11 protein-coding genes are annotated in these 12,680 nt (G+C 70.9%); 8 read left to right on the forward strand and 3 right to left on the reverse strand.

The features are described from left to right. Nucleotides 1-88: 88 nt before the first annotated feature. Together BAW75_RS18190 and galT are read left to right on the forward strand one after the other, a co-directional pair. A complete protein-coding gene (locus tag BAW75_RS18190; protein WP_104114338.1) occupies nt 89-877 on the forward strand; it encodes a DeoR/GlpR family DNA-binding transcription regulator in 789 nt (262 codons plus the stop codon). After that, nucleotides 874-1,947, forward strand: a complete 1,074-nt coding sequence (galT, locus tag BAW75_RS18195; RefSeq protein ID WP_104114339.1) for a galactose-1-phosphate uridylyltransferase — start codon at nt 874-876, stop codon at nt 1,945-1,947. Before BAW75_RS18190 ends, galT begins: the two co-directional genes overlap by 4 nt. Before the next feature lie 313 nt (nt 1,948-2,260). On the opposite strand, the gene BAW75_RS18200 is transcribed toward galT, so the two are convergent. Then, nucleotides 2,261-3,478: an NADP-dependent isocitrate dehydrogenase gene (locus tag BAW75_RS18200; RefSeq protein WP_043328372.1), complete on the reverse strand. Its 1,218-nt coding sequence runs from the start codon at nt 3,476-3,478 to the stop codon at nt 2,261-2,263. 139 nt (nt 3,479-3,617) lie between these two features. Here BAW75_RS18200 and BAW75_RS18205 point away from each other — a divergent pair, with 139 nt between their 5' ends. Next, nucleotides 3,618-4,415: an MBL fold metallo-hydrolase gene (locus BAW75_RS18205; protein WP_104114340.1), complete on the forward strand. Its 798-nt coding sequence runs from the start codon at nt 3,618-3,620 to the stop codon at nt 4,413-4,415. 134 nt (nt 4,416-4,549) lie between these two features. On the opposite strand, the gene BAW75_RS18210 is transcribed toward BAW75_RS18205, so the two are convergent. Further along, nucleotides 4,550-5,500 carry a malate dehydrogenase gene (locus tag BAW75_RS18210; protein ID WP_043328370.1) on the reverse strand — a complete coding sequence of 317 codons (951 nt, stop codon included), beginning with the start codon at nt 5,498-5,500 and terminating at the stop codon, nt 4,550-4,552. Between the two features lie 98 nt (nt 5,501-5,598). After that, nucleotides 5,599-6,462 (reverse strand): bifunctional methylenetetrahydrofolate dehydrogenase/methenyltetrahydrofolate cyclohydrolase, encoded by an 864-nt coding sequence (locus BAW75_RS18215; protein ID WP_043328369.1) that lies wholly within the window; start codon nt 6,460-6,462, stop codon nt 5,599-5,601. Between the two features lie 390 nt (nt 6,463-6,852). Between BAW75_RS18215 and BAW75_RS18220 the strand changes: the two genes are divergently transcribed. The 5 genes from BAW75_RS18220 (at nt 6,853) to BAW75_RS18240 (ending at nt 12,484) form a co-directional block, all read left to right on the forward strand. After that, on the forward strand, nt 6,853-8,451 hold the full coding sequence (locus tag BAW75_RS18220; protein ID WP_043328368.1) for a peptide ABC transporter substrate-binding protein: 1,599 nt from the start codon (nt 6,853-6,855) through the stop codon (nt 8,449-8,451). A gap of 89 nt (nt 8,452-8,540) precedes the next feature. Continuing rightward, entirely contained in the window at nt 8,541-9,479 is a 939-nt protein-coding gene (locus BAW75_RS18225) for an ABC transporter permease (protein ID WP_104114341.1), read from the forward strand. Then, nucleotides 9,472-10,428 (forward strand): ABC transporter permease, encoded by a 957-nt coding sequence (locus BAW75_RS18230; protein WP_104114342.1) that lies wholly within the window; start codon nt 9,472-9,474, stop codon nt 10,426-10,428. Before BAW75_RS18225 ends, BAW75_RS18230 begins: the two co-directional genes overlap by 8 nt. 6 nt (nt 10,429-10,434) lie before the next feature. Continuing rightward, nucleotides 10,435-11,472, forward strand: coding sequence for an ABC transporter ATP-binding protein (locus tag BAW75_RS18235; RefSeq protein ID WP_104114343.1), 1,038 nt, complete (start codon nt 10,435-10,437; stop codon nt 11,470-11,472). Next, nucleotides 11,456-12,484 (forward strand): ABC transporter ATP-binding protein, encoded by a 1,029-nt coding sequence (locus BAW75_RS18240; protein ID WP_104114344.1) that lies wholly within the window; start codon nt 11,456-11,458, stop codon nt 12,482-12,484. The genes BAW75_RS18235 and BAW75_RS18240 overlap by 17 nt, the downstream gene beginning before the upstream one ends. Nucleotides 12,485-12,680 lie beyond the last annotated feature (196 nt).

Here is a 12,680-nt window from a genome sequence, read left to right on the forward strand (position 1 = left end):
CCCCTCGCTGCGCGGTAGTGTTCGCCTTTGTTGGAACACGTTCGACCGCGTGAGCAACGCGGTCGGTGACGCTCGGAGGTGGGCCGGAATGCTGGCGCGGCAGCGGCAGACGGCGATCCTGGAACGACTGCGTCTCGCCGGCGGCGTCCGGGTCACCGAACTGGCCGCCGAGTTCGGCGTGTCCGACATGACCATCCGCCGCGACCTGGACACGCTGCACGAGCAGGGCCTGCTCGCCAAGGTGCACGGCGGCGCGACGCCCGCCGGTCCCGGCTCGACCGACGAGCCCGGCTTCCGCGCCAAGGCCGACCGCCAGTCCGCCGAGAAGGCGGCGATCCTCGACCACGCCGCAGGGCTGGTCCGGCCCGGCGCCGCCATCGCGCTCTCCGCCGGCACCACCACCGCCGAGCTGGCCCGGCGACTTGTCGACGTGCCCGGCCTCACGGTGGTCACCAACTCGCTGCCGGTGGCGGAGGCGCTGCACGTCGGCGGCCGGCCCGACCAGACAGTGGTGCTCACCGGCGGGGTACGCACGCCGTCGGACGCGCTCGTCGGGCCGCTCGCCGTGGCCGCGATCGCCGCGCTCCACCTGGACGTGCTCTTTCTCGGCGTGCACGGCATCAGCGAACGGGCCGGGTTCACCACGCCCAATCTGATGGAGGCGGACACGAACCGGGCGCTCGTGGCCGCCGCGGACCGGCTCGTGGTGCTGGCCGACCACACCAAGTGGGGCACCGTCGGCATCTCGTCGATCGTGCCGCTGGACGCGGCAGACGTGCTGGTCACCGACGACCGGTTGGCGCCCGAGGCACGACGGGTACTCGACGACAGGGTGGGCGAGCTGGTGACGGTGCCCGCGCAGAGGGGGGCGCAGTGAAGCGTACGCAGATCGCGCTGGCCGACGGCCGCGAGCTGATCTACTTCGACGAGCGGGACGACGTGGTCCGGGACCAGCCGGACCGGCGGGACCTGCCCCCTCCCCCGCCCGCCTCGCAGCTGCGGTACGACCCGCTGACCGACGAGTGGGTGGCGGTCGCGGTGCACCGGCAGACCCGCACGTTCCTGCCCCCGGCCGACCAGTGCCCGCTGTGCCCGTCCCGGGGCGACCGGCACAGCGAGATCCCGGCGCCGGACTACGACGTGGTCGTGTTCGAGAACCGGTTCCCGTCGCTGAGCCAGCGGGTGGCCGACGAACCGGCCGAGATCACGCCCTTCACCCCGGTACGGCCCGGCCTCGGCAGGTGCGAGGTGGTCTGCTTCACCGACGACCACAACGCCTCGTTCGCCCGGCTCTCCCCGCACCGGGTGCGGACCGTGCTGGACGCGCTCGCCGACCGCACCGAAGCGCTGAGCGCGCTGCCCGGCGTGGAGCAGGTCTTCCCGTTCGAGAACCGGGGCGTGGAGATCGGGGTGACGCTGCACCACCCGCACGGGCAGATCTACGCGTACCCGTTCGTCACGCCGCGTACCCGCGACATGCTGGCCGCCGCCCGGCGGCACGCCGAGCGCACCGGCGGCAACCTGTACGCCGACGTGCTGGCCGCCGAACGCGCCTCCGGGGAACGGGTGGTGACGAGCAACGAGCACTGGACCGCGTACGTCCCGGCGGCGGCGCGCTGGCCGTTCGAGGTGCACGTGGCGCCGCACCGGCCGGTGCCGGACATCCCGGCGCTCGACGACGCCGAGCGGGACGCGTTCGGGCCGCTATACCTGGACCTGCTGCGTCGCTTCGACGGGCTGTTCGACCTGCCGATGCCGTACATCGCGGCCTGGCACCAGGCGCCGGTACGGATCGACAGGGAGTTGGGCCACCTGCACCTGCAGCTGTTCAGCATCCGGCGGGCCAAGGACAAGCTGAAGTACCTGGCCGGGTCGGAGTCCGGCATGGGGGTGTTCATCAACGACATCGCCCCCGAGCGAGCCGCCGAGCTGCTGCGCGCCGCATGAAAGGAAGGGCCCCTTGTTAACGCCTGCGGTAGAGAAAGGGCCCCTTCTTAACGACCGTGGCCCGGGCACGGGGGCGCGGGGGGCCCGGGACAGGACCCCCCGCAGGGAAGGGACGGCTGGCTGCGCTCAGCAGCCTCGAAGGTCGGCCGCCCGGCGCGCGGCGACGGCCCACCTTCACGGACGCGACTGGCATCTCGTCCACCCTGTCAACGAGAACGCACCGAGCGAGGTCACGCCGCCCCGACGGCCCTGAGGTGTTAAAAAGGGCCCCTTCCACAACGCGAGGCGTTAAGAAGGGGCCCTTCCTTACACGTCAGGCGGCGAGCCGGCGCGCCAGGTTCTCGTCGAGCGCGTTCATGAACTCGTCGGTGGTCAGCCACGGGGCGTCCCGCGAGATGAGCAGCGCGAGGTCCTTGGTCATCTGGCCGCCCTCGACGGTGTCCACGATGACCTTCTCCAGCGTGTTCGCGAACTCGGTGACCGCCGGGGTGCCGTCCAGCTTGCCCCGGTGGGCCAGGCCCCGGGTCCAGGCGTAGATCGAGGCGATCGGGTTGGTCGAGGTCTTCTCGCCCTTCTGGTACTGCCGGTAGTGCCGGGTGACGGTGCCGTGGGCGGCCTCGGCCTCGACGGTGCGGCCGTCCGGGGAGAGCAGCACCGAGGTCATCAGGCCGAGCGAGCCGAAGCCCTGCGCGACGGTGTCGGACTGCACGTCACCGTCGTAGTTCTTGCAGGCCCAGACGTACCCGCCCTCCCACTTGAGCGCCGCGGCGACCATGTCGTCGATCAGCCGGTGCTCGTAGGTGAGGCCGGCGGCCTCGAACTCGGCCTTGAACTCGTTCTCGAACACCTCGGCGAAGATGTCCTTGAACCGGCCGTCGTACGCCTTGAGGATGGTGTTCTTGGTGGACATGTAGACCGGGTAGTTGCGGTCCAGGCCGTACCGGAACGAGGCGCGGGCGAAGTCCCGGATCGACTCGTCGTAGTTGTACATGCCCATGGCGATGCCGCCGCCGGGGAAGTTGGCGACCTCCATCTCCATCGGGGTGCCGCCGTCGGCCGGGGTGTAGGTGATGGTCACCGTGCCCGGGCCGGGGACGACGAAGTCGGTGGCCTTGTACTGGTCGCCGTGCGCGTGCCGGCCGATGATGATCGGCTTGGTCCAGCCCGGGACGAGCCGCGGCACGTTCGACATGATGATCGGCTCGCGGAAGACCACGCCGCCGAGGATGTTGCGGATGGTGCCGTTCGGCGACCGCCACATCTTCTTCAGGCCGAACTCCTCCACCCGGGCCTCGTCCGGGGTGATGGTGGCGCACTTGACGCCGACGCCGTGCTCCTTGATGGCGTTGGCGGCGTCGACGGTGACCTGGTCGTCGGTGGCGTCACGGTGCTGGATCGACAGGTCGTAGTAGTGCAGGTCGACGTCGAGGTAGGGCAGGATCAGCTGCTCCCGGATCTGCTTCCAGATGATCCGGGTCATCTCGTCGCCGTCGATCTCCACGACCGGGTTGTTTACCTTGATCTTCGCCATCGGCCGGCGCTCCTCTCGGGGGACACGTGCTCAAGCAGTACGAGCGTACTGGAAACTGGCCGGCAGTCCCCAGGCGGCCCGGGTGGGCCGCCGGAAAAGCGGGCTGCGCCGTACCGCGACCCGCTGGCATCATCGTGCGATGCCGCGCAGCCGCACCCTCGGGTCTATCACGGTCACCGCGCTGTCCGACGGCGAGGGGCCCTTCTTCCAGCCCCGCGGCGAGGCGTTTCCCGGCGCCACCCAGGCGCACTGGGCGGCTGCCGACCGGCTCGACCCGGGCGCCGTCACCGCCGACGGCCGGTGGTGGCTGCGGTTCCGCGCGTTCGCGGTGCGGACCGGCGACGGGCCGGTCACGCTCGTCGACGCCGGCATCGGCCCGGCCGACTCGCTCGCCGCGAGCTGGGCGCCGGTCCCCGGCCGGCTGCCGGCCGAGCTGGCCGCCGCCGAGATCGATCCGGCCGACGTCCGCACCGTGGTCCTCACCCACCTGCACACCGACCACGTGGGCTGGGCCGGCGCGCTGTTCCCGAACGCGGACCACCTGGTCCAGCGCGCCGAGCTGGACGCGCTGGAGCTGTTCCACCCGGAACTGCCGGCCCGGCTGCTGGGGCCGTTGCGCGCCGCCGGCCGCCTGCGGGTGGTCGACGGCGAGACGCCCCTCACCCCGGGGGTACGGCTGCTGCACACCCCAGGCCACACGCCGGGTCACCAGTCGGTGCTCATCGAGGCGGACGACGAGCGCCTCCTGATCACCGGCGACCTGCTCGTGCACGCGATCCAGTTGGTCGCCCCGGAGCTGGCGTACGCCCACGAGGTGGACCCGGACGAAGCCCGCCACTCCCGCACGACCCTGCTGGCAACCCTCTCCCCCGCCGTCCTGGCCACTCCCCACCTGACCGCTCCCTTCACCCCCCACCCCCGACCGGCTCGATCATGAGTTTGGCGGCGGAATTGGAGATCGAATACGCCGTCAACTTCATGATCGACGGGGAGGGCGGGAAGAGACGCGGGCGGGACAGCGGAAGGCCCGCCGGCAGAAGCCGGCGGGCCTTCTGCTCGATGGGTCGGGCGTCACATGCTGGCGACGTCGCCCTGCTTGGCGCGGACGGCCTCGGCGGCCTCCTTCAGCGCGGCCAGCTCGTCGGCGTCCAGGTCGGTCTCGACGACCCGCTTCACGCCCTCGGCGCCGATCTCGGCCTCGACGCCCAGGTAGACGCCGGAGATGCCGTACTCGCCGTCGACCCAGGCGCAGACCGGCATGACCTCGCCGGAGTCCTCGGCCACTGCCTTCGCCATCCGGGCCGCGGCGGCGGACGGGGCGTAGTACGCCGAACCGGTCTTGAGCAGCGCGACGACCTCGGCGCCACCGTTGCGGGTCTTGACGACCAGCTCCTCGATCTGCTCGGCCGGCATGACGTCACGCAGCGGCTTGCCGTTCACGGTGCTCTTGGACGGCACCGGGACCATCGTGTCGCCGTGCGAGCCGAGCGTCAGGGTCCGTACCGACTTCACCGGTACGCTCAGCGCCTCGGCGACGAAGTTGGTGAAGCGGGCGGTGTCCAGCATGCCGGCCTGGCCGAGCACCCGGTTGCGCGGGAACTGGGTGGCGAGCTGGGCCAGCGCGGTCATCTCGTCGAGCGGGTTGGACACCACGATGACGACGGCGTTCGGCGCGTACTTGGCGACGTTCTCGGAGACCTGCCGGACGATCTTGGCGTTGGTCTCCAGCAGGTCCATCCGGCTCATGCCGGGCTTGCGCGGCAGGCCGGCGGTGATGACGACCACGTCCGAGCCCTCGATGGCGTCGTAGCCCTCGCCGTTCGGGCCGGTGGTGACGCCGACAACCTTGGTCTCGAAGCCCTCGACCGCGCGGGACTGGTTGAGGTCGAGCGCGAGACCCGCCGGCTTGCCCTCCACGATGTCGGTGATCACGACGGTGTCGAAGACGTCGTACTCGGCCAGGCGCTGTGCGGTGGTCGAGCCGTAGAAGCCGGCGCCGACGACAGTGACCTTCTTACCCATGGTCGTCCCACTCCCTGATCCCAGTCGGTTTTCCGGACCGTATCAGCCATCCTGGCACCGATCGGGCCAGGGGCGGACGGTTATGACCTGGGTGGGTGTCAGCCCGCCCGCTCGGCCCGTTCGACCACGTTGGTGAGCAGCATCGCCCGGGTCATCGGACCGACGCCGCCGGGCATCGGCACGAGCTTGCCGGCGACCTCGGCGACCTCCGGGTCGACGTCGCCGGTGTAGCGGCCCTTGCCGTCGTCGCCGATCACGCGCGTGATGCCGACGTCGACCACTGTCGCGCCCGGGTTGACCATGTCGGCGGTGAGCAAACCCGGTACGCCGGCGGCGACGATGACGACGTCGGCGGCGCGGGTGTGCGCGGCGAGGTCGAGCGTGCCGGTGTGGCAGAGCGTCACCGTGGCGTTCTCGCTGCGCCGGGTCAGCAGCAGGCCCAGCGGACGGCCGACCGTGTTGCCCCGGCCGACGACGGCCACGTTCGCGCCGCGCAGCGGCACGTCGTGGCGGCGCAGCAGCTCCACGATGCCGCGCGGGGTGCAGGGCAGCGGCGCGTCGTACCCGAGGACGAGCCGGCCCAGGTTGACCGGGTGCAGCCCGTCGGCGTCCTTGTCCGGGTCGATCGACTCCAGCGCACGCTGGGTGTCGAGGTGGCCGGGGAGCGGGAGCTGGACGATGTAGCCGTGGCAGGCCGGGTCGGCGTTCAGCTCGGCGAGCGCCGCGTCGAGCTGCTCCTGGGTGGCGTCCGCGGGCAGCGTGACCCGCAGCGAGGCGATGCCGACCTCGGCGCAGTCGCGGTGCTTGCCGTTGACGTACGCCTGGGAGCCGGGGTCCTCCCCGACCAGCACCGTGCCGAGGCCGGGGGTGATGCCGCGTTCCGCGAGCGCCTTGACCCGGGCCCGTAGCTCGTCCTTGATCTCCGCCGCGGTGGCCTTGCCGTCCAGGATCGTCGCCGTCACGTCGTGATCGTCTCACGCCCGCTGGCGGGCCCGGACGACGACGGCCGACGATCACGCTGCGCAACGTGCGCTAAGTCACGGAGAGTCACCAATCACGGTGACGCCGCAGCCCGGTCACACCCGGACGGGCAGGGACCGGACAGCGGGAACAGCCGTCGCAGACCGCCCGGCCACGCGCGGACCGGAACAGAGGCAACCAGGAAAGAACCAGGCAGGGGCGAGGTTTAGCACGCGCGAGCGGCAACGACAAGACAGGGCGAACACGATCCGTCATCGATCAACCACGCGCCAGTTGTCGATGGGCCGAACCGCGACCTACCGTTACCGCTCGTTGCGCAGAGTCACCCAACGTCGGGACGACCGCGCAGCGTGAGGAGATGAGGAGACCCCATGCGTGTTCGTAGGCTCGCGGCCTGGGCCGCGCTCCCGCTCGCGGTGACGCTCGGCCTGACGGCCTGCGGCTCGGGCGGCGGCAGCGGCGGTGCCGGCAACCCCGACGCGGCCGTGCGGATCGAGATCGCCGAGCCGCAGCACCTGGTGCCCACAAACACCAACGAGACGAGCGGCTCCCAGGTCCTGTCGGCCCTGTTCAGCCCGCTCGTCGACTACGACGAGGCGAACAAGCCGCACGAGGTGGCGGCGGACTCGGTGACGACGTCGGACAACAAGGTCTGGACGATCAAGCTGAAGCCCGGCTACACGTTCCACAACGGCGAGAAGGTCACCGCCGACAACTACATCGACGCCTGGAACTACGGCGCGTACGCCCCGAACGGCCAGAACTCCAGCTACTTCTTCGAGAAGGTGGCCGGCTACGACGACCTCCAGGGCGAGACGCCGAAGGCGAAGACGCTCAGCGGCCTGCAGAAGGTCGACGACCTGACCTTCACCGTGACGCTCAACGAGCCGTACGTGGACTTCAAGTCGATGCTCGGCTACACCGCCTTCTACCCGCTGCCCGAGGCGGCCTTTTCCGCGCCGGGCGTGCTGGCCGAGGGCTACGAGCAGGCCCCGATCGGTCAGGGCCCGTTCAAGATGAAGGGCAGCTGGCAGCACGACGCCAAGGTCGAGGTGGAGCGCTACGACGCCTTCCCGGGCCAGCAGCCCAAGGTCGCCGGTGTCGAGTTCCGCATCTACCAGCAGCCGACCGCCGCGTACGCGGACGTGCTGTCGGACAACCTCGACGTGATCAAGACGATCCCGACCGAGAACCTGTCCACCGCCGCGACCGACCTGGGCGACCGCTACCAGGAGAGCCCGGCCTCGTCGCTGCAGGTGCTGGCCTTCCCGACGTTCCAGGAGGAGTTCAGCAAGCCCGAGGTGCGCAAGGCCATCTCGATGGCGATCGACCGGGACGAGATCACCAAGTCGATCTTCAAGGACTCGCAGCGGCCGGCCCGCTCGTTCGTCTCGCCGGTGGTCGCCGGCTACCGGGAGAACACCATCGGCACCGCGGGCGCGTTCGACCCGGTCAAGGCCAAGGCCATGTACGAGGCCGCGGGCGGCCCGAAGAAGATCGAGCTGTCCTACAACGGCGACGGCGGCCACAAGGACTGGATCGACGCCACCTGCAACCAGCTCAAGGCCAACCTGGGCGTGGACTGCGTCGGCACCGCCGAGCCGAAGTTCGCGGACCTGCTGACCAAGGTCAAGAAGAAGCAGCCGGTCGGCCTGTTCCGGATGGGCTGGGTCATGGACTACCCGTCCATGGAGAACTACCTCGGCCCGCTGTACAGCAGCACCGGCTCGTCGAACTACTACGGCTACAGCAACCCGGAGTTCGACAAGCTGCTCGCCGAGGGCGCCCGCGCGGCGACCGAGGACGAGGCGATCAAGAAGTACCAGGCGGCGGAGGACCTGCTCGCGCAGGACATGCCGGTGATCCCGCTGCGGTACGGGCAGAACAACTTCGGCCACTCGACCAAGGTCAAGAACGTCCACGTGGACCTCTTCGACCGGGTGGACCTGCTGAAGATCGAACTCGCCTGACACCCTGCTGACGGGCCGGGCCACCCCCACCGGGTGGCCCGGCCTTGGCATTGGCCCGCATTTGCGCCGTTTTCGGCAGACTTGCCAGCATGCTCCGCTTCATCCTGCGGCGACTCCTGCAGATGGTCCTCGCCTTCTTCGGGACCACTCTGATCGTCTACGCGCTGATGTTCGCCGGGCAGGGCGACCCGATCCAGGCCCTCGCCGGGGAGCGGCCGGTGACCCCCGCGCAGCGGGCCTACCTGACCGAGAAGTACCACCTGGACGCGACAGGGGTCGGCGGCTTCTTCTACCGCTACTTCAACTACCTCGGTGGCCTGGTCCAGGGTGACCTCGGGCAGTCGCTGACCGGGCGGCAGATCAGCGACATCCTCGCCGCCGCCTGGCCGGTCACCCTCAAGCTGGCGGTGATCGCGATGGCGGTCACGGTGATCTTCGGAGTCACCGCCGGCGTGATCGCGGCCATCCGCCGCTCCGGCGTGTTCGACCACGCCACGCTCGTGCTCACGCTGCTGGTGCTCGGCATACCCACCATCGTGCTCGCGCCGCTGGCGCAGTACTTCTTCGGCGTACGCTGGCCGATCTTCCCGCCCACCGCCGGAGCGCAACCCTCCTTCTACGCGCTGCTGCTGCCCGGCATCGTGCTCGGCTCGCTGTCCCTGGCCACCGCGCTGCGGCTGACCCGTACCTCGGTGACCGAGAACCTGCGCGCCGACTACGTCCGCACCGCCCGCTCGAAGGGCCTGCGGCGACGCCGCATCGTCGGCGTGCACGTGCTGCGCAACTCGCTCATCCCGGTGATCACCTTCCTCGGCGTCGAGCTGGGCAACCTGATGGGCGGCGCGATCATCACCGAGGGCGTGTTCAACGTGCCCGGCGTCGGCTTCAACCTGTTCCGCGGCATCCGCACCGAGGACGGCCCCCTGGTGGTCGGCATCGTCAGCGTGCTCGTCGTGGTCTACCTGCTCTCCAACCTGGTGGTGGACGTGCTCTACGCCGTCCTCGACCCGAGGATCCGCTATGAGTGACTTCGAGACGGTGGCGGCCACCGAGAACCAGGCGGCGCGGCGCGGCGTCTCCGGCGAACCGGGCACGCCCGGCCGGGCCGGGCGGCCGGAGCGGGCCCGCAGCCTGGCCGGGGACGCGTGGCGGGACCTGCGCCGCAACCCGGTCTTCTGGATCAGCCTGCTCCTGGTGGTGCTCGTCGCCGCGATGGCGGTGGTCCCCGGGCTGTTCGCCGCGAACGACCCGCGCGACTGCGTGCTCTCCCGCCAGCACGCCGGGCCGTCCGGCGGGGCCATCTTCGGGTACGACTTCCAGGGCTGCGACACGTTCGCCCGCGCGGTCTACGGCGCCCGCGCCTCACTGCTGGTGGGGGCGCTCTCCGCGCTGATCACCGGCGTGATCGCGCTCGTCGTCGGGATGCTCGCCGGCTACTTCGGCGGCTGGGTCGACGCGGTGCTCTCCCGGGTGATCGACATCGTGCTCGGCATCCCGCTGCTGCTGGCCGCGATCGTGCTGCTCAAGCGGGTCAGCACCAGCGGCGACACGGTACGGCTGTTCGCGGTGATCTTCGTGCTGGCGCTGCTCGGGTGGACCACCGCGGCCCGGGTGGTCCGCTCCTCGGTGATCACCGCCCGGGAGCAGGACTACGTGGCCGCAGCCCGGATGCTGGGGGCCGGCAACGGTCGGATCATGTGGCGGCACATCCTGCCGAACGCGCTCGCCCCGGCCATCGTGGTGCTCACCATCGCGCTCGGCTCGTTCATCGCGGCCGAGGCGACGCTGAGCTTCCTCGGCATCGGCCTGAAGGCGCCGACCATCTCCTGGGGCATCGACATCGACGCCGGGCGGGTGCACATGCGCGAGTCGGCGACGCCGCTGATCGTGCCGTCGGCCTTCCTCGCCCTGACCGTGCTCGCCTTCATCATGCTGGGCGACGCGATCCGCGACGCCTTCGACCCGAAGCTGCGGTGACAACCCATGACCCAGTCGTCGGCCCGGCCCACGCCGGCCTCGCCCACCCCGCCGGGCGGGCACCTGCTGGAGGTACGGGACCTGCACGTCGAGTTCCGCACCCGCGAGGGCGTGGCCCGGGTCATCAACGGGGTGACGTACCACCTGGACGCCGGGGAGACGCTCGCGGTGCTCGGCGAGTCCGGCTCCGGCAAGTCCGTCACCGCCCAGGCGATCATGGGCATCCTGGACACCCCGCCCGCGTACGTGCGCGGCGGGCAGATCCTCTACCAGGGGCGGGACCTGCTGACCCGGCCGGAGGAGGAACGCCGTCAGATCCGGGGCACCGAGATCGCGATGATCTTCCAGGACGCGCTGTCGGCGTTGAACCCGGTCTTCCCGGTCGGCTGGCAGATCGGCGAGTCGCTGCGCGAGCGGGCCGGGATGTCCCGGGCCGACGCGCGCAGGCGCACGACCGAGCTGATGGACCTGGTCCGGATCCCGGCCGCGGCGAAGCGGCTCGGCGACTACCCGCACCAGTTCTCCGGCGGCATGCGCCAGCGGGTCATGATCGCCATGGCGCTGGCGCTCGACCCGAAGGTGCTGATCGCCGACGAGCCGACCACCGCGCTGGACGTGACGGTGCAGGCGCAGATCATGGACCTCCTGGCCGACCTGCGCCGCGACCTCGGCACGGCGCTCATCCTGATCACCCACGACCTGGGCGTGGTCGCCGGTGTCGCGGACCGGATCGCGGTCATGTACGCGGGCCGCATCGTCGAGCACGCCGACGTGCGCGCGCTGTACCGGGCGCCGGCCCACCCGTACACGAAGGGGTTGCTGGAGTCGATCCCGCGCCTGGACGTGCGCGGCCAGGAGCTGTCGAGCATCCGCGGCCTGCCGCCGAACCTGATGGCGATCCCCTCCGGCTGCCCGTTCCACCCCCGGTGCCCGTACGTCCAGCAGGTCTGTGTGGACGAGGTGCCGCACGACCTGGTGCTCGGCGACGGGCGGACCAGCGCGTGCCACTTCGCGCAGGAGGTGCACGATGACAGCGCCGGCTGACGCCACGAAGGTGCGCGGCGAGACCATCCTCTCCGTCGACCACCTGGTCAAGCACTTCCCGATCAGCCAGGGCGTGCTGTTCAAGAAGACCATCGGCCAGGTCAAGGCGGTCGACGGCGTCTCGTTCGAGCTGCGGCGCGGCGAGACGCTCGGCGTGGTCGGCGAGTCCGGCTGCGGCAAGTCCACGCTGGCCCGGTTGCTGATGCGCCTGGAGACGCCCACCGCCGGGCGGGTCACGCTGGAGGGCCGCGACCTGCTCCGGGCCGGCGGGGCGGACCTGCGCCGGCTGCGCCGCAACATGCAGATGGTGATGCAGGACCCGTACACCTCGCTGAACCCGCGGATGACTGTCGGCGACATCGTCGGCGAGCCGTTCGAGATCCACCCGGAGGTGGCGCCGAAGCGCAGCCGGCGGCAGCGGGTGCAGGAGCTGCTGGACGTGGTCGGGCTCAACCCGGAACACGTCAACCGGTACCCGCACCAGTTCTCCGGCGGCCAGCGGCAACGCATCGGCATCGCCCGGGCGCTCGCGCTGCGGCCCGAGATCATCGTCTGCGACGAGCCGGTGTCGGCGCTCGACGTCTCCATCCAGGCCCAGGTGATCAACCTGTTGGAGCAGCTCCAGGACGAGTTCGGGCTGTCGTACATCTTCATCGCCCACGACCTGTCGGTGGTGCGGCACATCTCCGACCGGGTCGCGGTGATGTACCTGGGCCGGATCGTCGAGATCGGCACCGAGGAGCAGATCTACCAGCGGGCCACCCACCCGTACACCCAGGCGCTGCTGTCGGCGGTCCCGGTGCCCGATCCGGAGGCCCGCGACCGGCAGACCATCATCCGGCTCAGCGGCGACGTGCCCAGCCCGGCCGACCCGCCGTCCGGCTGCCACTTCCGGACCCGCTGCTGGAAGGCCGAGGAGGTCTGCGCGGTCCAGGACCCGCAGACCGTGCCCCGGGCGGCGGACCCGCACCCCAGCGCCTGCCACTTCGCCGAGGTCCGCACCGACGTGTGAGCGTGACGAAGGCCCCGTCCCCCGGAGGAAGAGGGGGCGGGGCCTCCGCTGCGGCGGGTTGGGCGTGGACCCGGGGCGATCCCGGCGGCGTTGAGGCGCGCCGCCGTACGTGATCGGTGTCCCGCGACGGAACCGCCGGGTCGACGCGGCGGTCCGATGCGGCTCGGGTGAGGTGTCCCGGCGTGCGGGTCCCGGG

This window comes from Micromonospora chalcea (genome assembly GCF_002926165.1).
In the GTDB taxonomy this organism is placed as follows: domain Bacteria; phylum Actinomycetota; class Actinomycetes; order Mycobacteriales; family Micromonosporaceae; genus Micromonospora; species Micromonospora chalcea.